Annotated in this window: 23 protein-coding genes; 14 read left to right on the top strand and 9 right to left on the bottom strand. The window is 49.8% G+C overall.

The window, feature by feature from the left end:
* Window positions 1–378 precede the first annotated feature (378 nt).
* Window positions 379–939: a TetR/AcrR family transcriptional regulator gene (locus tag ACO0LM_RS28255; protein WP_423042221.1), complete on the top strand. Its 561-nt coding sequence runs from the start codon at window positions 379–381 to the stop codon at window positions 937–939.
* A 40-nt stretch (window positions 940–979) separates the two neighbouring features.
* Here ACO0LM_RS28255 and ACO0LM_RS28250 read toward each other — a convergent pair whose 3' ends face one another.
* The gene (locus tag ACO0LM_RS28250; RefSeq protein ID WP_423042219.1) at window positions 980–1,588 is read right to left on the bottom strand and encodes a TetR/AcrR family transcriptional regulator; all 609 of its coding nucleotides are present in this window, start codon (window positions 1,586–1,588) and stop codon (window positions 980–982) included.
* A 222-nt stretch (window positions 1,589–1,810) separates the two neighbouring features.
* Here ACO0LM_RS28250 and ACO0LM_RS28245 point away from each other — a divergent pair, with 222 nt between their 5' ends.
* The 5 genes from ACO0LM_RS28245 to arsH all read left to right on the top strand — a co-directional run bounded on the left by ACO0LM_RS28245 (window position 1,811) and on the right by arsH (window position 5,764).
* On the top strand, window positions 1,811–3,403 hold the full coding sequence (locus ACO0LM_RS28245; RefSeq protein ID WP_423042217.1) for a 2OG-Fe(II) oxygenase: 1,593 nt from the start codon (window positions 1,811–1,813) through the stop codon (window positions 3,401–3,403).
* 152 nt (window positions 3,404–3,555) lie between these two features.
* Complete coding sequence (locus ACO0LM_RS28240; RefSeq protein WP_423042215.1) at window positions 3,556–3,900, top strand: ArsR/SmtB family transcription factor; 345 nt, start codon at window positions 3,556–3,558, stop codon at window positions 3,898–3,900.
* Window positions 3,901–3,925: 25 nt separating this feature from the next.
* Window positions 3,926–4,633, top strand: a complete 708-nt coding sequence (locus ACO0LM_RS28235; protein WP_423042213.1) for an MIP/aquaporin family protein — start codon at window positions 3,926–3,928, stop codon at window positions 4,631–4,633.
* A complete protein-coding gene (arsC, locus tag ACO0LM_RS28230; protein WP_423042211.1) occupies window positions 4,630–5,049 on the top strand; it encodes an arsenate reductase (glutaredoxin) in 420 nt (139 codons plus the stop codon). The genes ACO0LM_RS28235 and arsC overlap by 4 nt, the downstream gene beginning before the upstream one ends.
* Window positions 5,027–5,764, top strand: a complete 738-nt coding sequence (arsH, locus tag ACO0LM_RS28225; RefSeq protein ID WP_423042209.1) for an arsenical resistance protein ArsH — start codon at window positions 5,027–5,029, stop codon at window positions 5,762–5,764. Before arsC ends, arsH begins: the two co-directional genes overlap by 23 nt.
* 97 nt (window positions 5,765–5,861) lie before the next feature.
* Here the strand turns inward: arsH and ACO0LM_RS28220 are convergent, their stop codons facing one another.
* The 3 genes from ACO0LM_RS28220 to ACO0LM_RS28210 are packed head-to-tail and all read right to left on the bottom strand — an operon-like array spanning window position 5,862 to window position 9,155.
* Window positions 5,862–6,737, bottom strand: a complete 876-nt coding sequence (locus tag ACO0LM_RS28220; protein WP_423042207.1) for a M48 family metallopeptidase — start codon at window positions 6,735–6,737, stop codon at window positions 5,862–5,864.
* Between the two features lies 1 nt (window position 6,738).
* On the bottom strand, window positions 6,739–7,263 hold the full coding sequence (locus ACO0LM_RS28215; protein WP_423042205.1) for an SH3 domain-containing protein: 525 nt from the start codon (window positions 7,261–7,263) through the stop codon (window positions 6,739–6,741).
* Window positions 7,260–9,155, bottom strand: coding sequence for a CHASE2 domain-containing protein (locus ACO0LM_RS28210; protein WP_423042203.1), 1,896 nt, complete (start codon window positions 9,153–9,155; stop codon window positions 7,260–7,262). The genes ACO0LM_RS28215 and ACO0LM_RS28210 overlap by 4 nt, the downstream gene beginning before the upstream one ends.
* A 210-nt stretch (window positions 9,156–9,365) precedes the next feature.
* Here ACO0LM_RS28210 and ACO0LM_RS28205 point away from each other — a divergent pair, with 210 nt between their 5' ends.
* The 4 genes from ACO0LM_RS28205 to ACO0LM_RS28190 all read left to right on the top strand — a co-directional run bounded on the left by ACO0LM_RS28205 (window position 9,366) and on the right by ACO0LM_RS28190 (window position 13,522).
* Complete coding sequence (locus tag ACO0LM_RS28205) at window positions 9,366–9,797, top strand: hypothetical protein (RefSeq protein WP_423042201.1); 432 nt, start codon at window positions 9,366–9,368, stop codon at window positions 9,795–9,797.
* A gap of 269 nt (window positions 9,798–10,066) precedes the next feature.
* Window positions 10,067–11,182, top strand: coding sequence for a hypothetical protein (locus ACO0LM_RS28200; RefSeq protein ID WP_423042199.1), 1,116 nt, complete (start codon window positions 10,067–10,069; stop codon window positions 11,180–11,182).
* Window positions 11,183–11,314: 132 nt separating this feature from the next.
* The gene (locus ACO0LM_RS28195) at window positions 11,315–12,493 is read left to right on the top strand and encodes an acyltransferase family protein (RefSeq protein ID WP_423042223.1); all 1,179 of its coding nucleotides are present in this window, start codon (window positions 11,315–11,317) and stop codon (window positions 12,491–12,493) included.
* A gap of 372 nt (window positions 12,494–12,865) precedes the next feature.
* A complete protein-coding gene (locus ACO0LM_RS28190) occupies window positions 12,866–13,522 on the top strand; it encodes a hypothetical protein (protein WP_423042197.1) in 657 nt (218 codons plus the stop codon).
* 107 nt (window positions 13,523–13,629) lie between these two features.
* Here the strand turns inward: ACO0LM_RS28190 and ACO0LM_RS28185 are convergent, their stop codons facing one another.
* Window positions 13,630–14,112, bottom strand: coding sequence for a hypothetical protein (locus ACO0LM_RS28185; RefSeq protein ID WP_423042195.1), 483 nt, complete (start codon window positions 14,110–14,112; stop codon window positions 13,630–13,632).
* Between the two features lie 268 nt (window positions 14,113–14,380).
* Window positions 14,381–14,836, bottom strand: coding sequence for a hypothetical protein (locus tag ACO0LM_RS28180; protein WP_423042193.1), 456 nt, complete (start codon window positions 14,834–14,836; stop codon window positions 14,381–14,383).
* Between ACO0LM_RS28180 and ACO0LM_RS28175 the strand changes: the two genes are divergently transcribed.
* Entirely contained in the window at window positions 14,835–15,656 is an 822-nt protein-coding gene (locus ACO0LM_RS28175; protein WP_423042191.1) for a carbonic anhydrase family protein, read from the top strand. The genes ACO0LM_RS28180 and ACO0LM_RS28175 overlap by 2 nt on opposite strands.
* A gap of 88 nt (window positions 15,657–15,744) precedes the next feature.
* On the opposite strand, the gene ACO0LM_RS28170 is transcribed toward ACO0LM_RS28175, so the two are convergent.
* Window positions 15,745–16,371, bottom strand: a complete 627-nt coding sequence (locus tag ACO0LM_RS28170) for a hypothetical protein (protein ID WP_423042189.1) — start codon at window positions 16,369–16,371, stop codon at window positions 15,745–15,747.
* Window positions 16,372–16,616: 245 nt separating this feature from the next.
* Here ACO0LM_RS28170 and ACO0LM_RS28165 point away from each other — a divergent pair, with 245 nt between their 5' ends.
* On the top strand, window positions 16,617–16,991 hold the full coding sequence (locus tag ACO0LM_RS28165; protein ID WP_423042187.1) for a RidA family protein: 375 nt from the start codon (window positions 16,617–16,619) through the stop codon (window positions 16,989–16,991).
* 222 nt (window positions 16,992–17,213) lie between these two features.
* Here the strand turns inward: ACO0LM_RS28165 and ACO0LM_RS28160 are convergent, their stop codons facing one another.
* On the bottom strand, window positions 17,214–17,612 hold the full coding sequence (locus ACO0LM_RS28160; RefSeq protein WP_423042185.1) for a type II TA system antitoxin MqsA family protein: 399 nt from the start codon (window positions 17,610–17,612) through the stop codon (window positions 17,214–17,216).
* Window positions 17,613–17,614: 2 nt separating this feature from the next.
* Window positions 17,615–17,911 (bottom strand): type II toxin-antitoxin system MqsR family toxin, encoded by a 297-nt coding sequence (locus ACO0LM_RS28155; RefSeq protein ID WP_423042183.1) that lies wholly within the window; start codon window positions 17,909–17,911, stop codon window positions 17,615–17,617.
* A gap of 173 nt (window positions 17,912–18,084) precedes the next feature.
* Here ACO0LM_RS28155 and ACO0LM_RS28150 point away from each other — a divergent pair, with 173 nt between their 5' ends.
* Window positions 18,085–18,441, top strand: coding sequence for a hypothetical protein (locus ACO0LM_RS28150; protein ID WP_423042181.1), 357 nt, complete (start codon window positions 18,085–18,087; stop codon window positions 18,439–18,441).
* A gap of 100 nt (window positions 18,442–18,541) precedes the next feature.
* Complete coding sequence (locus ACO0LM_RS28145; RefSeq protein ID WP_423042179.1) at window positions 18,542–18,859, top strand: hypothetical protein; 318 nt, start codon at window positions 18,542–18,544, stop codon at window positions 18,857–18,859.
* The last annotated feature ends 192 nt before the right edge of the window (window positions 18,860–19,051 follow it).

The following is a 19,051-nucleotide window of genomic DNA, read 5'->3' as shown; positions in this document are numbered from 1 at the left end:
GCTCAGCAGAAGATCTTCTATCTTCGCAAACTGTTCTCGACTGATATCGCTTGGGTAGGTTTTTCTCATCACCCAAGTTTACGCAATATTCTTTTTGTTTACAATAAGATCTCGAATAGCTTCTAAGGAATATGTTAGAATGTAACAAATTAGGACTTACGCAAAATCGTCCTGGCAAGGCTATCGCTTTAAGAAACCTCCCTTGCAGGGGAGGTTCGTTACGTCGGCAGGCAACATATTGCCTGAAACCCCGACTACACCGTCAGCGACGACGACAGTATTTTAGTACAAGGTCTTAGTAAATGCAGGAGCTGCAACCCAGCCAGGGCGGTTTTGCGTAAGTCCTACAAATGATAAAAACAGCATTAGGGGTCTTTGATGGGACTGCGGGAACTAAAGAAAGCAAAAACCAGGAAAATGATTTCTGATCTGGCGACCAGGCTTTTCATGGAAAAAGGCTATGACGAAGTCACAACAGCAGAAATTGCCAGACTGGCAGAAGTATCTGTGCCTACGCTATTCAAATACTTCCCTACCAAAGAGACCCTGGTATTTGATGAGGAAGCAGAGCGGGAAGCAAGATTGATCGCTGCCGTTACTGACAGAAAAGAAGGCGTATCCATACTGGATGCCCTGCTTCAGCATTTCTCAAGCTATATGGCTTTTGACACGTACAAGAAAAAAGAAGTAGATGCCTTCAGAAAGATGGTTTATTCCACACCAGATTTACATGCCTATGCCAAACAAATCTGGATGCGTTATGAAAAATCACTGGCTGTCGCACTACAGCAAGAAACAAAAAATAAATTAGAGAAAGCAGAAGCCGAAGCCCTGGCCCACTTTATTCTGGATGCGTTTCATCGTTCGAAAGATGCAGAGAACCCCAAAGCCTCCTTGCATACTTTGTTCAATATGATGAAGAATGGCTGGAAAGAGTAGCCGTCTTGCGCACTCGTTCCATCATCAATTTTAAGATGATTCAGACTGAGGCCTGCGCCGCCAGACTATTTTCTATGAATGCCCTGGCAGTAGTCGCTGCATAGCCCTGAGGCATAATATCCCCTGCTGCACTGGCTAACTGAAACGCCCCCTCCATAAAAGCCAGCAATCCTGCTGCCAGCCCCGCCACGCCGTCAGTGCGCTTGTGCTGATCTTGCAGACACGCCGTCAATAAAGCCTGTATCAATGCCAATTCAGCAGCAATGGCTGCTTGAAACACGGCCCGCACTTCAGACTGCCTGACGGCTTCAGCGCCAATCACCACCCAGGCAGACACCGCCTCTGGCATGGCCCCCTCCCCTTTAGACAACCTGGCCTGCACATAGGCCGTCAGCTTTTCTTGCGACGTGTTGGCACTAGCGGACAACACCTCATAGCGTTCACGCGACAGGTTGGCCAGAAACTTCACCAGCGCAATCAGGATTTCACGCTTGCTTTTGAAATGATAGTGAATCAGGCCCGGTGCCAGTTCTGCCTTTTTGGCGATGGCCAGTATGGTCGCCTTCTCATAGCCCTGCTCTGCCATCACGGACAAGAGGGCAAACACGATTTCCTGGCGACGCTGTTCTGTATTTGATTTTCTTGACATTCTGGTCTCTTTCTTCATGCATGGCGCAGGCCATAAAATACTGATGTTCCCGACATCTTTTTCAGTGGCAAACGGGCAAATCAATATGAGATACCAATATGAGCTGCCAATATGAGACATCATTAATTTTGGTCGAACAACCAAATTTTACTTGGTTTTCATTCAAAGCTGGCGTATTCTTTATTTTAAGTTGGTTGACCAACCTATTTAAAGGAAAGCATCATGCCTGCAATGCAAGAGAAACAACACCCAGTCACAGCCTCCATGACAGAAAACATCAGTAAGGGTATCAAGGGCATCGCCAAACCTGGCGAGCACTTAGCGTTTGAATTCCCCCTGCCCCGAGAAGCTGGCTTTTGCATGCTCATCCATGATTTTTTGTCGGCAGAAGAATGCCAGCACTACATATCCCTGGCCGAAAACACTGGCTTCCAAAGCGCAGAAACCGATTACCCGCCGTCTTACCGCAACAACGACAGGCTGGTGGTGGACAATCCTTTACTGGCGGCTCGTCTTTTCCAGCGCCTGACCACCCGCCTGCAAAACAATGATCAGGCAGCCGCCATCCGCACTGTGGAAGATTGGCAATTACACGGCATCAATGAACGCCTGCGCTTTTGCCGTTATCGTCCGCAACAGCAATTCAACATTCATCAGGATGGTGTGCACTTTCGCCATACCGGCTACCAATCCAGGCTGACATTCATGATTTACCTCAGTGATGAAGCCGATTTTTGTGGTGGCGATACAGTGTTCTTTGATGCCGGGCCAGAATCCACTTTTGCTGAAACAGGCATACTGGGGCGCGTCAAACCCAGGGCTGGCAGCCTGATCCTGTTTGACCACAGCCTGTGGCACGCAGGCGAAGTCGTGACCCAGGGCGTGAAACACATCATGCGCAGCGACCTGATGTATCGCCAGCAGCAACCTGCACTGCCACCAGAAGCAACAACTGCATTCACGCCGGCGCATCAGGGCTATGTCTGGGCCATGGCGAAGCTGCCACAGGGTCGCATTGCCAGTGCGGGCAGAGATACCAGCATACGCATCTGGCAAGACGACGGTAGTCCGGTGAATGTAATGCGGGGACACACCCAATCCGTGCTGGGCCTGACTGTCAGCGGGCGGCAACAACTTGCATCAGTATCACGCGACCGCAGCTTGCGTTTGTGGGATCTGGAAACCGGCCATTGCGAGAAAGCCGTGCATGCGCATGATGCTGCCGTGCTCGGTATCTGCACGCTGCCAGCGTCTGGCCTGGCCACCTGCTCGGCTGACCACAGCATCAAACTCTGGACCGATGATGCCAGACATGTGGCCAGCCTGCATGGGCACACAGGCTGGGTATGGACAATATGCACTTGGTCTGACACCTGGCTGGCCAGTGCATCCGAAGACGGCACGGTGCGCCTGTGGGACATCCAGCAACAGCAATGCATTGCCGCCCTGCCAGGTGAGGTCGCATTGCGTTGCCTTGCCGTTTCACCCGACGGCGACAGCCTGGTGACAGGTGACATCCATGGCAGGCTGACTGCATGGTCCGGATTAACCGGCTCTTCAGCACACCCCACCATCACCCGCCAGTGGCAGGCACATCAGGCTGCCGTGCGCAGCATACGCTTTTTGTCTACCGACTTATTGGCCAGCAGCGGCGAAGACAAGTGTGTAAAGGTGTGGGATGTCCATAGCGGCATGCCGGTAAGCACCAGCAGCCACGAGAACTTTGTCACCGATATTCTGGTGCGTGACAACGGCAACTATCTGAGCTGTTCTTATGATGGCAGCATACGCCTGCATGCCGCGCCAGCTATCTGAGCTTCGGCTTACTGTATCAATCCTCATCCTTAAACTACATCCAATAGCAGGCCCCTGATCCCAGGGCCTGCCATCAACTTTGCAAAACCAAATCTTGATCATTTCGATATTTCGAATATAATTGAAATATCGAATCAATACAATGAACACTTATGGAAACCATGGCAGCTATTTCAGCGTTGGCAGCAATAGCGCAAGAATCACGGTTGGCGATTTTTCGCCTGCTGGTCCAGGTCGGACCAGAAGGCATGATCGCCAGCAAAATCAGCGAAGCATTGAATATTGCTCCATCCTCGCTGTCCTTTCATCTGAAGGAATTAAGTCACGCCAACATGATCAGCGTTAAACAGGATGGGCGCTTCATGATTTACGCAGCCAATTTTACGACCATGAATAATCTGCTGGGTTTTTTGACTGACAACTGCTGCGGCGGCAATCCCTGCACTCCCCTGTCTGCATGCAAGCCAGCAAAGGTGGGCAAGAAAACACCTGCATAAAACTCACTACCCTTTAGCCACCAACATGACAAAAGCAAGACGTTATATTTCTGAAGGCCTGGGCACGGCGCTGTTGCTGGCCGTTGTAGTCGGGTCCGGCATCATGGCCGAAAGACTGGCGGGCGGCAATCTCGCCATTGCCCTGCTTGCCAATGCGCTTGCCACCGGTGCCGGTCTGATTGCCCTGATATTGATGTTTGGCAGCATTTCTGGTGCCCACTTCAACCCCGTGGTCAGCCTGTCTGAAGCCTGGCAAAAAAATATGCCGGTATCGGAGGTATTACCCTATATCTTCATGCAGGTCTGTGGCGCTTTTATCGGCGTCGCCGTGGCCCACCTGATGTTTGACCTGCCGCTGTTTTTTGCCTCGCAACACGTGCGTACCGGCATGCCTCAATGGTGGAGTGAATTCATTGCCACGTTTGGGCTGATCGCCGTGATCATCAGTTGCAGCCGCAGCCGACCAGCGGTTACGCCATTTGCCGTGGCTGCCTATATCACGGCAGCTTACTGGTTCACGGCATCCACTTCGTTTGCCAATCCTGCGGTCACACTGGCACGCGCTGCCAGCAATACTTTTGCTGGCATACGACCGGTGGATGCGCCGGGTTTCATCATCGCCCAATTGCTGGGTGCCGCCGCTGCGACTGTGCTGTTTGACTGGCTGTATCCGAAACCAGACAAACAGACACAGTCGTCAGCTAACTCCTCACCAACAAAGCCATCGCCATGAATATCACCATTTATCACAACCCGCAATGCGGCACCTCGCGCAATACCCTGGCATTGATACGCAACACTGGCATTGAGCCAGACATCATTGAATACCTGAAAACCCCACCATCCAAAGAAAAACTGCAAGCGCTGATCACGGCCATGGCGATACCCGTACGCGACCTGATACGTCAAAAAGGCACGCCCTATCTGGAACTTGGCCTGGACAACGATGCCTTGTCAGATGATGCGCTGATCACCGCCATGCTGGCCCATCCTCTACTCATCAACCGCCCGATTGTGGTCACCCCATTGGGCGTCAAACTCTGTCGCCCGTCAGAAGCGGTACTGGATATCCTGCCGCTGCCTCAGTTGAAAGAATTTACCAAGGAAGATGGCGAAAAAGTAATAGATGCGGAGGGTCGCCGTGTTTGATTCCTTATCTGATTTGCCCAACCTGAAACATGAGCTGTTTCAGCAGCCAGACCAGAGCCGTCTGCATGCAACAAACCCTGCCAGCCATGCACCGCGCTTTTTACTATTGTATGGTTCTTTAAGGGTACGTTCTTACAGCAAGCTATTGACACTGGAAGCCGCACGCCTGCTGACCGCCATGGGTGGCGAGGTCAAAGTGTTTGATCCACAGGGTCTGCCGCTGCCGGATGGTGCACCAGAGGACCACCCCAAGGTCAGGGAACTGCGTGAACTGGCAACATGGGCCGAAGGCATGGTCTGGTGTTCGCCCGAACGCCATGGTGCCATGACCGGCATCATGAAGGCACAGATAGACTGGATTCCGCTTTCGGTTGGCTCCGTCAGACCGACGCAGGGAAAAACCCTGGCAGTCATGGAAGTGTCGGGCGGATCGCAATCCTTCAACGCCGTCAACCAGTTACGCATACTGGGGCGCTGGATGCGCATGATCACCATCCCCAATCAGTCATCGGTCGCCAAGGCTTTCCTGGAATTTGATGATGCTGGCAGAATGAAACCATCGTCCTACTATGATCGCCTGGTCGATGTCATGGAAGAATTGATGAAGTTCACCCTGCTGACCCGCGATGTCGCACCCTATCTGGTAGACCGCTATAGTGAACGCAAGGAAAGCGCGGAAGAATTGTCCAGGCGAGTGCGTCAGGCCAACATCTGAACCGCTTGCCAGTACCGTCCGCAATGCAAAACGCCCATCAATATGGGCGTTTTGCTTGATGCATACAACAAACCAGGTCGCTTTTAGTGCATCAGATTTAGCGACTGAACTCTTTAGAACGTTCAGCAAAAGATTTGCCAACTGAGCCATTATTGGAATCGAAACGGCCATTCATTACCTTGCTCAGACTGTCCAGGCGGTCTGTTGGGGTGGGATGGGTTTCAAACAGCAAGGTAAAACCACCATCCCGCGGGTTTTGAGATTGCAGCGTCTGCAAAACACCCGGCAGACCGTAAGGATCAAAACCGGCACGGGCTGCAATCACGACACCAATACGATCAGCTTCGTATTCATCACTTTTGTCGAGACCTTTGGAATAAACGTCTTTAACAAAGCCCGCAATATATGGTCTGAATTCGGCTGGCCCTTTATTCCAGCGTTCTGTGAATATTTCAACACTCCCACCTGCAAGAGCACTAATTTGAAGTGCCTTCACATAATGCTTACGAATCACATGAGCTATTTCATGGGATAAGACCCCTGCCAATTCAGATTCATTGCGCATACGTGCAAGCAAACCCTTGGTGACAAAAATATTTCCTCCTGGTGTCGCAAAAGCATTGAATCCATCATCATCCAATACACCAAACGTCCACGGCAAATCAGGACGCTCGGTTTGCAATGCCAACCAACGCCCCAGTGTATTCACATAGCGATGCAAGGCTGGGTCATTTAACAAAGGCTTCGCTCCCAACAAGGAAGCCGCAAAGGTATTACCGATTTCTATTTCTTTCGGCTCATCAATCCCCATGCTGTCGATAATAGGCTTGGCCTTGTCGAGCAGGTTACCAGCGGGACCCATTTTGCTTTTAGCAGCATCCATTGCCTTATTTAAGAAATCAAACTGCGCGGTCGCCGAACCTGACAGTGCCAGAGCAAGGCATGCCACCGCAAATTTTTGTAGTGTGCGCATCTTAATTGCCCTCCCGCTTACCAGCCGCATCCTGGCCAGCATAGTCAACATTGCTTGCCACCAGTTTTGAACGCTGGGCGAATGCCTGGGCACTGTTTTTGTCGACTGCAAATTTTTGCATTTTCTGTAGCTCAGCATAATTCGGCGATGCGCGTTTCAGGTCTTCCTTGTCCAGACCCTTGACACCTGTACCCACGGTGCCGGTATTGGAAGTGCGGCCTGACGTCGCCAGTGAACCCAGCAAGCTACCACCACTTGATGGTGCCGCGCTGCTAGTGCCAGCGGTGGCTTCCATGCGCAGGTCCAGCAGTTTTACCCAGCCAGATTGGCCATTGGCAGTTTTCACCTGTGCCCAGCCGCCGCTGCGTTGCAATACGTCGACCTTGGTCTGGTTAGACAGGGTGGTCAGGGTAGCAGAGTCAAATTGCGCCTTGTCGCGCAAATCCGTGCTGCGCTGGGTGTAAGCGCTTTCGGCACTGGCACTGCCAGCCAGCAGCATGCTGATGATTAAAATCGGGATTCTCATGCACTTTTCCTTATAGGCTCATACAATTCAACTTCTGCGACCCGGCCTTTGACGGCAAAAGCCCCGCGCAACTCAAAATCGAAATCAAAATCGGACTTTGACTGGGCACAGGCCTGCACCGTTTCCCTGGTAACAAGCACCCGCGCAACACCTTTGGTCAAGCCTTCTACCCGGCTGGCAAGATTGACGGTATCGCCAATTGCAGTGTAATCCAGCTTGCGTTTGGCACCAATAAAGCCTACCACAGCAGACCCCGTGTGTACACCGATGCCGACATCGAAGTCAAGCAGGTCAGATCCGTCTGCCAGCAATTCCTGCCGGAAAGCCAGCAGGTTGGCCTGCATTTCCATGGCTGCGGCAACTGCATGCCTCGCATGTTCGGCATCATCCAGCGGCGCGCCCCAGAAAGCCATGATGCAGTCACCGATAAACTTGTCCAGCGTGCCGCGATGACGCCAGACCACCTCGACCTGATGTTCAAAATAACGGTTGAGCAGTTTCACCACTTCATCCGGAGACTTGCTTTCAGACAAGCTGGTAAAGCCACGTATATCAGAAAACAGTACCGATATCTGCCGCGTTTGCCCGGATAAACTTTCTACAGTTTCACCGTGGTCCACAATTTTTCGCACGACCTCAGGGTTCAGGAAGCGGCCAAACAGCGATACCGTCCTGTCACGCGTACGGCGTTCACGCAAAAACCCGGCAATGGCAGCAGACAAAAACCAGGCCCAGGCAAACACCAGCGGCGTAGCCAAGGGCAACATCAGGTGATGGTTGATCATATTGTCTGCCAGCAGCAAGGCCAGTACCGTTGCCACCAGCAACAGGCTGCCAGTCAGGACTGGATTGACGCGACGCCTGAAGGCGAATACCAAACCAACAATCAGGCATACGCCGATTGTAAACGGCCAGATGGCTGCCACATCACGGATGCTGCGGCCATTTTTTAAATTATCGATCGCTACCGCCAGAATATCCACACCCGGGTACCCAGCGTCAAGCGGCGTCAGGTGATGATCAAAGGCCCCCGCTGCCGACGAACCGATGACGATGATTTTATTCTGGAAGCGCTGCTTCAACTCTGCCAGGGCGGCGGGTGACAGGTCAGGCATTTCTTCAGTCAGTTTCTTGAACAGGTCGGCATAAGCATAGCGTTGGTGGCCTTTTTCCGGCCAGAACAACTGGAAGTCTTTACCGGCCGGCAGGTGGCCATTGATATCCCCCACAACCCTCGCGGGCAGGGAGGGTATTTTCCAGCCATTCACATCGATATGCAGATGATAGCGGCGCACCACGCCATCGGCATCTTCAATGCTGTTGACCAGACCCAGCCGCCAGGCCTTGCGATCAATGGCATAAGGTAATTGCAGCGTGGCCCGCGCACCCTTGCTGCCGGCCTGCTTAATGGCAAAGACATCCCTTACTTCCTGCAAAGCGACATCAGCAACAAACGCAGATGGTTTGAGCTGCAAGACTTCAATATAAGTGTGTGGCAATTGCTGGATTTGCTGTGACAGAAAAGCATCACTCAAGGGTTTTTCCTGATCGCGCTCATGAAAATTCAGATCAAATACGACCGCACGTGGTTCCAACGTCGCCAGGGATTCCAGCAAAAACCCGTGTATCTCCCTTTTCCAGGCCCACAGGCCGGCAATTTTCTGCATGCCCAACATGCTGGCATCGTCGATATCCACCACCACAATATCCGCATCTGCCTTATAGCCTGGCGCGTGGTGCCGCAGATACACATCCCCCAATCGCGACTCTGTCGTGGCCAGCCCATGCAGCCCAAACAACTCCACCGCCATCGCCAGCACCAATAGCAAAGTCAGCGCCGCATACCAGCGCGTCGTCGCATTATTGATGAAGGGGAAGAGTTTTTTTAGCATGTAGTAAGAGCCGCCCGAATAAATTCTTGCTTATGTTTCGCATTTTATTGCATTATATTTACAAATTACCTATTTATTAGTCTCACTAAATCCAATAAATTCATTCCCCACCAATCCTGGCACCAATAAGAATAAAAGCAATGCCTGCGTGCTTGTGACATTCACCACAAAATAACAGCACCGCATCAACCATAACAAGGACAGATTCACATGTTTAAGGGATTTTTATTCAAATTTATTCTTTTCGCTTTATTGATTTTTACCTGCTTCGAAAGTATTACCGGTTATACCGAAAATCGCGCGTTCAAAAACCATGGCCTCACAGCACAAACCGAGCAAATAAATAACTACTCGCAAACTGTGCATACCAAGAAAAAGCGTGGACATATTTCTGATGTGTCTGTTACCAACGAGGCTGACATCAACTTCACCACAGCAGACAATCAAAAAATCACCGTGACAAAAAAACTGCCCAAAGATATCCTGGGCAAATTTCAAAACCGTCAGCAGGTAGATATTGAATATGTAAGCACCGATCCAAAGAAAACCCGCTGGCCAGGAGAAACTCGCGACGTAAGATCATCCGTCATATTCGGTGTGATCTGCTTCGCCGTACTGTTTTTCCTTATCAAGTTTCGTTAGAAAAATTCTGAGGGAGTTTACTCAGACAGGCACTGTATTGTCTCCCCCTCGATGCCACCTGTCGTTGCATGAAAATTTTCACCCCATTCGGAGGCAAGCTAAAGCAGCCCAAGCTTGTGTTTCATGACGTTATAAGAAATACTATTGCGCTTGCAAGTCGCTTGAATAGAAATTCGCACTTCCATTAAACTGGACAAGCGTATCTATTCTGTGGCCAAGTACTGCAGCCAGATGACATCAAAACCACTTTAACCAAAAACCAAATAACAATGCGCCCATCAACGAGTCCATCAACAAGTATCACAAAAATTTTCCTTCCTGTCGTTCTGGCACTGAGTTTGATTTCCTGCGGTGGCGGTGGTTCTTCCGGCTCGCCAGGCACATCTGGCACATCAAGCGGCACAAGTACAGGCGGTGCAGGCAGCACGTCCCGAAATCTTCTTTTTGCAACTGATATTGCTCATGGAGCCATAGGTAAATTCGCGACCTTAAACCCCGCACCCGGCACGTCATTTTCTGGCGACGTTATTTCAGGGATGCATTGGATATATCCAACCATCTCTTATGACGCCAAAACCGATCAACTGTATGCCATTTCACTTGACAGCAGTAACCCAACCAGCACAGGTCGCGTCATCGCTTTTGGCAATGCCAGTACCATGAGCGCCAACAGCACCCCAAGCCGGAATATTACGCCTGTCGGCTACAACATTACGACTTCTCTCGGAAAATTTTATCTTGATAAGAAAAATGACACGCTGTATGTCATTGCGTCGTCTATTCCCCTACTTTGTGGCTTAGGCTGCAGCGATGCCTTGCTGGTGTTCAATCACGCCAGTTCACTCAATGGCAATGTCAAACCGGATAGGGTCATCAATTTGACTATTACTACCGACGCGATCAATCAATCGACCATCAACCAATCTATTGAATACTTCACCATCGACTCCAGCCGTTCATTGCTTTATCTCAGTCTGAACGGAATGATATTTGTCTATCCCAACATCGATACAGCAAACGGAAGAATCAAATATAGCCGCTTTTTTTCTGTGACCACTTACGACACAGATATCGCGCTTGATGAAGCAAGAGACAGGTTATACAGCGTCAATACTTCTGCGGGCTTGACCGTTGTCAACGGCGCCAGCACAGCCAGCGGCAAGGTTACCCTGGGTCGCTTACGATTCACCACAGTGGACAACAATAGTGACAATACGCAATTTGTGACTTTTGACCCGCAGAATGACAGGTTATATATCGGCGCATACACCAAGGCTTACATCATCAATCAGGCCAGCACTATTGGCACCCAAAATCCACCTACCGCAGCCGTTGGTATTATTGCACCTGAAGGAATTTCTATTGGTGGATTTGCCTTCCCTTAAAACAAGCAACGCCTTGTAGGCCTCTAGACCATGTCGGCCATGCAGGCCTCCAAAGGTATCAGGGCAACATGTACAGCAAAAAAATCCCTGCTCGTCAGGATTGTGTTCTAACAACTTATTGACAACAACTTGATGCATCCCAAAAGATTGAATGGCCTGGATACCCTGCGGGCAATAGCCATATTGCTGGTATTGATGTCACACTACTGTGGCTTTGTCAGCAAACACCAGACCTTTGGTTTCGTCGGCGATATAGGCTGGGCAGGTGTGGATTTATTTTTTGTACTGAGCGGCTACCTGATAGGCAATCAGATCATGTCTGGCATCGCTAATGGCGAGCCGCTATCGCTAAAGAACTTTTTTGCCCGACGCCTGCTGCGCACCCTGCCCAATTACTATGTGGTGTTGGCGGCATACTTTATTTTTCCGGCGGCGCTATCCGGGCGCAGTACTTCATCTCTTTGGCAATTCCTTACATTCACACAAAACATAGGGCTGGAATATGGGCAGACATTTACCCATTCCTGGTCGCTGTGCATAGAAGAACAGTTTTACCTGATCCTGCCGCTCATCAGCCTCGTCCTGCTACGACTAAAAAGTCCGCCCTGGCTGGCCTGGTGCCTGCTCATTGCGGCGATAGGAGGCGGCATGCTGTTTCGGGGTATGGCATTCTTACCTAGTCATCCTGCTGGCGGTACAGCATTCTTACATGGTCATCCTGCGTTTGATGCGCAAGTTTACTATTCCACCTTTGGGCGCTTTGATGAATTGCTGCCCGGCGTCGCCATTGCCATGCTCAAGAATTTTCATGCGGGTTTCTATGACCGACTGATGCGGCATGGCCAGGCATTGCTAATCACCGGCCTGCTTGCCACCTGCGGTGTCTTGTATTGCATCAACAGTGACGACACCAACAAACTGCTAATCGTCAACGCTTTGGGCTTTTCATTACTAGCCATCAGCTTCGCCATCCTCACCCTGGCTGCACTCAGCCCCAACAGCTACCTTTATCGCCTACGCGTGCCAGGCGCAGGTCAACTGGCGCTGTGGTCGTATGCCGTTTACCTGGTACACAAACCCGTGTTCATGCTGATTGGTGCAGAACTGGCCAAACGGCAAATTGACGCAAATGCGCCACTGACTATCATTCTGGTGACCGCTGCCGGAATATTGGGTGGTTGGTTACTGTATCGCCTGGTGGAGACCCCATTCATGCAGATGCGGGCACGCTGGTTTCCAAGTAAAGCCCGGCAAACAACCGGCAGTGCTAAAGGAGAAGACAATCGAACTTACGCCAGCCCAAGCCTATAAAAACTTAACACCTACAGGTCAATGTCAGATTCCACCATTTGAAACGGGGAAGCGGAATATCTGTAATGTCATTGACGTGAATGCCCTTATCTTTGCTACACTAAAATAAATTCTTTATTCATCCCAAAACCTGTGACCACTATTGTTCGCGCTGCCAGCATTTCAGTTGCCTGCCTTATTCTTGTAACTGCTGCCTACTTCACCTGGCTTAGCCTGAATGAAACGGCTAGCTCGACGGCACCTGCAAACGCTACAGACAAAAACATATCAGCTCGCTCAGCAAACTGGGGCGATTCCCCGTTTGCTCACGGCACTGCAAGACCCTTACCGCGTGTACAAAGCCAGGACACACAATCGCAAGCCTTGCTTGTCATGGGACGAAATGGCAGAGTGATTGATTTTGGAGGAAAGAATGCCCAGGAATATATCGCGCAATGGATAGCTGCAGCACGCACGGGGGATGCCAACGCAGCCTACAAGGTATATCAGGCAGAGTCAGTCTGCGCAAACAATGACGAACCTGGCGCCGAATATCAAAACCCCGCGGAACATGCGCAATTCTTGCGCGAGCGTGAAACACTGCGAAAGCTGTGTGCAAATATCACACCAACGCAATTACAAGAACGCATGCGGTTTTTGACGCTGGCAGCCAATGCTGGCAATGCGGATGCAAAGATCGATTTTTATATGGAAGGCCCCACCGGCAAAACCATAGACTTGACAGAAAATCGTGATGACCCGGTCGTCAAAAAATGGAAAGAAGACGCCGTCAATTATTTAAAAGACGCCGCAGGACAATGTGAACCCTTTGCAATGGGTCTGCTAGCCACTGCCTATGACGCCAGCGAAGTCCTTGAGCATGACATGAAATTGTCCATGACCTATAGCGTGGCAGAGGCCGCAGCACGCGGGCATCAACTGAGCGCTGAACAATTCAAGAAACGCTTTGGTGAACAAATGACAGAAACAGATTTTGCCGAGGCACTCAATGCAGGAACGCAAATCGCGCAAAAATCATGCAAAAAATAAACCGCAAAATTGAGCTATCAATGTTGGACCGCAGACATTGGGCTGCTGGAGTTGTGCAGCAGAAGTTGGACTGACAAGCTGCCAGTCCAATTCCCAATGAAAGCCGCTTAATTCCAGAGATAACAATAAGTCTGGCTGCGCTCCAGATTGCTACTCAACGCACCACTGGCAGCAATGGTTTTGACCCAGCCATCAGGTGCTGTGGTTTTAGGCACGGCATTACAATTTGAATGCACCCAATGTATGCCTACGCCACTGGTGTAGGGTTCACCACACATTTCCAGCCTGTCGTTGACTTTAATGGCAGCCAAAGATTTGGGGATGGATTTGGCATTTTTAACGTAATCGACAGCATAGACATTGTCCATCGCTACATCATAGGTTTGACCGTCCTGGTCTACACGGACCTGTACATGGGTATGCGACAGCCCTACCCCTTTCAAGGTTTGTGTTGCTGCAGCAAATTTCGGCGCACTCACAACGGTACCAGTGAGCAAGGTTCCAGCAGCAGCCTTACAACTGCTCTGCTCACTCGCCATGACGCATAAAGACTGGGAAACCAAAAACAAGGCAACTAATAGCTTATTCAATTTCAAACTCCTTTTAACGATGTTAGAAATGACCCCATATCCTGAGCAACAATACATGTGGGAAATAGAGGCGCGCGACTATCAATACATCAGGGCCAAGCGCGCAGTGTCTGCACCCAAGCGTGCACATCAACACCCTACACCTGGCACCAGTGGCCAGACATCTTTACCGCTTATTTATTATCGGAAAGACACAGAAGTAGATATCACTTAGACCATAGCCGTCAAGCAATTTATGTGGGGTGTTTATACAAAATTGTGCGCTGCGTCATGCCACCAAAATCACCGTCAGCCTGCACATTAGCGTCACTGGCATTGCTATCCATGGCAAGCAAACGGCAATTATCCAAAACCGCTTGACGCGAAACGGCATCAAAACAATAATTTTTTTGCAATATTTGTCTTGATAATCTATATTGCAAAAACAACACATTTGATGACGAGTTACACAATCACCCTGTTTGCTTATAGAAGCCTTGCGCTTGCAATTCCCGAACCTGTCGTGTTTTTTTCCAGTTTGTATTTGACCCAACTTCCATTGAAGAAAGAGGGCGCTCATGTTTACGAATAGGCGACAACAAGTAAACCCCCGGCATTTGACACTGATGCTGATTTTGTTATTCGGTATAGGAGGCTGTGCAAGTAACCAGCCAGAATCGCCTAAACAGTCGATGACGATGCCGATGTCTGCAGCAGGCATGGATTTACAAAAAAGAATGTCCATGCCCACCAGCGTTGTCGCAGAAAATTATCAGAAACAATGTCGCAACTGGAAATACCCTGAACTATTGGGAACGACCAACAACTGGGTGGCCACCGACTGCCTCAAATGCGCAGACAGCATACCGAACCAGTCGCCAATTGTGTTGGACCCGACAACGGCCAATAGCGGCAGTGGCTGGACAGTCCCCACCAATTTGAGCGACCCCAGGTTTGCTGTAAACCTTGTGCGCAAAGATGACCATAACAACTACGCCTTTGCGGTCAACCCCCAAGGCGGCAGACCACTGACCATCGTTTCTTCCAACTGGGGAGGTGCAGGGACGATGACATTCACGCTGCAAGAATTCCATTTCCACGTCCCTGCCGAACACGCCATCGTCAGGCAACCCATATCCATGCTGGAGATGCATGTCAAAGCCAGCGGCGTTGGCAGTGGTGCCATCAACAATAGGAAGGTCGATGCCGTATTTGCAGTGCAATTTGCGATAGGGCCAGAAACTGGTGGCCCCTATTCGGTGCTACAACCAGTGGCAGAAAGCATGGCAGGCAATCCAACCTTGCCGATCAAACATTTCCAACTGGGCAGCCTGATTTTTCCCTTCACTACACAGCCACAATTCCAGTATTACGGATCACTGACCACCCCCACCTGCGATACACCGGTATTCTTTTTTGTGCTACGGGAACCGGTGCGAATTCATTCCGCAGACTGGAACTCCATCGCCAACAGCCTCACATTGTTGAACGGTGTTTCCAACGCCAGACCATTGCAGGCGCGACCTTTGACGACACCATCAAGTGTGGCTATCGTAAGCCCGTGACGGGAATTGATGGCATACCCGCAGCCAGACATAGCTGTGCGATGAGAAAATCGCCAGCTATGTCACAATTGGCAAAGTCGGCACAGTTTCAGCGAAAAACCAGCTTCGACATGAATGCAATAAGAAGACAGATAACCAGCACTTTCCAGATCAACGCACGTTGATACCAGGGCGGTGCATCAGTCAGGTCGTTGCTGGTCGCTTGGCGATTTGCCAGCCGGAATTTCACGGCATAATCTTCATCAAGAAACCGTATGATAATCACATCCATATCCGGATCAAACCGCACCGGCCAGACGCTACTGACTCTTCTGGCCCAGACAATGCTGGCGATTCCCAATACGCCAAAAACAGGTACCAAAGAATACCAGCTTAAATCGGCAATAAAAGCTTTGGGGCGCATGATCAGGGGCAAGACAAAAAATGCTGCCATATACATCATCAGACGAATCAAATGCATCAACGGACTTTTCTCAAGGATGACGTTAGCCAAACCAGTTTGTTGAGCATGCTTATCACATCCGGGAAAGGCCAGATACAAGACATCACTCTTCATGGTCATGCCGCCCAACAGATTTGGCCGTAAGGATTTCACCCGCCCTACCCGGCTGGTCGTTTTATACAGCTTGCCTGTAGCCCCGCACTTAGGGCAACATGGCGGCCAGACCAGTTGTGGGATATCTTCATCAATTGCTACGCGTACGATTTGTGACACTATGCTTACTCCGGTGGTGGTCGATTTTTTGCGTAAAGGCGCTAGGCTTTCTCCCGCCAGTTTAATACCCTGCAGAGCAGCATACCAAAACTGCTAAGATTGAGAAAGCATTGAAGTAAAGGCAGGCCAACCCCTACACTGTAAAACTTGGAAGGAATACGATTTTGGAAAGACGCAGCTTCTGCATCAGTACTGCAGCGTTTGTCGCCGCTATACAATCATCTTCAACCTACGGAGCATCCAGCATGACCAGACGTGCCATCAATCCTTCAAAAACTGGCTGGGCGCACGGCCACGAAGTATCGAACCCTTCACGCATACTCTTCATTAGTGGCCAAGTGCCAGAAGCGAGCGACGGTACCGTCCCAAAAGATTTCAAAGACCAATGCCGCCTGGCCTGGGCCAATGTCGAAAGACAGCTTGTGGCAGCAGACATGTCCCTCAACAACATCGCGAAGATGACGATCTTCCTGTCCGACCGACACTATATCCAGGATGCTTACGAAGTGCGGGCTGAGGTGCTTGGCAAGAACGCAGTACCACCGGCAATGACCATTCTTATTGCGGGTATCTACGATGAAGCATGGTTGTTGGAGATTGAGGTGATTGCGGTTGCGTAGGCTGGGTGCCTTTGGTTCAGCAATTTGCTAAGGCGTACCGGCGTCGTGATATCGAGGACAGCACCACTTTTCTATATAATTGCATATGTAGTGGATGGTGCCCCAGGCCGGACTTATGACTCTTTTAAAATCAATGACTTAAAATACAAATGCGCAAATTATGCGTAGTTGATTTTTAAATTTCAAAAACTTGCAATTTGTCTTTCGATTCCGGCCTTGCCACTAAGCCTTAATTTCTTCCAGCAGATCAGGATGATGATCAAGCAGCTTTAACAGCTTGACCAGGGCAACCGGTGGCAATGCTTTCCCGCTCTCGTAGCGCGAAAAGGCATTCACGCCACCGCCAAATATCTCGCCCGCCTGGTGCTGATTCAAGGCCAGCTTCTTGCGTACTGCCACGATAAAACCAGGATCAACAATGCTTGCGTTAACTCGCTTTGAGAATGCTGATATCTCCTCGCCAAAGCGCACCATATCGTCGCCCGCTAATATAACCTCTCCACAATCAGAGCAAAAATCCCCAGTGATTGCCTTTATTACCGTCTGTTCATTCTTGTAAATGTGGGGTATATCACGGGTATCGTGCTGCAGATTGTTACCCCCGCAAATTGGACATTTCATTTTCATAGCTCCTTAAAACTCACCACCAAGACATCATCGACTACTGTCAGCTTCAGGTACACACTACCTGCTGATGTTTTCGGACGATACACATCTTGCCAAACTTTATGATCGCTGTGTGTTGTCATGCTTTTGTAGAAATCTTTCGATGTCAATGCATTGACTACAGCAATCATGCCATCCAAGTTAAGGCCAAGAGCATCAGCGCCAACAACTGCACTAACGGTAGCACGTATTTTACCGTCAGCGATAAGCGCTTTGACGATGTGTAATTTACAGTGAGGTGTGTTCTTTTCCATGAGTTCAATATTAACCTAATAGGTTAATATTGGCAAGCTTATTGTTGTCTCTTTTTGGCATCTTTAATAAGCATAGGCAGGCACTTACAAATAAAAAATGTTAGATTATAACCAATGATTCCCCTTGGAAACATTGGGATAAATTTCAATCAATGTGTGAAGTGAACAAAAAAATGAAAATTCTTAAAATTCTGTGTGTCGCTGGCACAATCGCACTTGTCGGATGTGGTCACAAAGAGGTGCTGATTTCTGAGACTATTGCACCCAATGTGGTGGCTAGGATTGAAATCGACGGCGACACAGGAACGATGGTAATTCCCGCAACTATCGGCCAAGCAGAAATTAACTACAACCTCAAAGACGTAAAAATGGCGAGCAGCTTAGAGCATGCTGTTGGGGGACTTTCAACGATGAAAATTGTTGAATTGAATCGGGAAATAACCTTTATCACCGGGGTCGGCAATTTTGTATGTAACGATTGCCACGACACAAAAATTCCAATGCAATGGCATTTTGACAAATCAAATTAATTCCTATGTGATTTCAATGGAATGAGGCCGATGCAGGTTAGAAGATCAACTCGCACCGGCCTCTATTCTTATGGTTTGTGCAGACGTCTGCACTCGCCTGATGGGCTATTTATCCAAGCCGTTGCTACGGATGAACGACTGTGTCGGCCTCCTGGATCAAGTTTTGAAGATTTCTTTCAAGCACATCTGGAAGTGCAAGGGTTCCGGCAAGGGCCGCATCACCGCTTCCGGCGCTTTGGGCTTTGGTGGCGCTGGCAAATCCACGATAGATACTGTCGGAGATGCGCAGCCGAACAGGATTAGCGTTAGCAACCCTGATAGCAGCGATTTCATCATCATGGCCACCCGCTATACAAGGCCAAGGATGTCATCCAGTGGGCAGAAAAATACACATTACGCCGCGCCTAATCTGTACTAGCTCAGACTTGACCTGACGCAAACTGTCAGATAAGTTAGAGTTTCGCAGAGGCCGTTATACCTTCAGGTGTAGTGGTCAAGTATTTTCGGACACTGGGATAGGTTCTTTTTCTGCCATTTTTTGCTCATAGACACTGGGTGGCAGATTGCCCAGGGCAGAATGCAAGCGAACGTTGTTGTAAAAGCCCACAAT

The organism is Undibacterium sp. Di26W (genome assembly GCF_049340265.1).
In the GTDB taxonomy this organism is placed as follows: Bacteria; Pseudomonadota; Gammaproteobacteria; order Burkholderiales; family Burkholderiaceae_D; genus Undibacterium.
The sequence above is the reverse complement of the archived record's forward strand: the minus strand, read 5'-3'. Positions and strand labels throughout refer to the sequence as shown.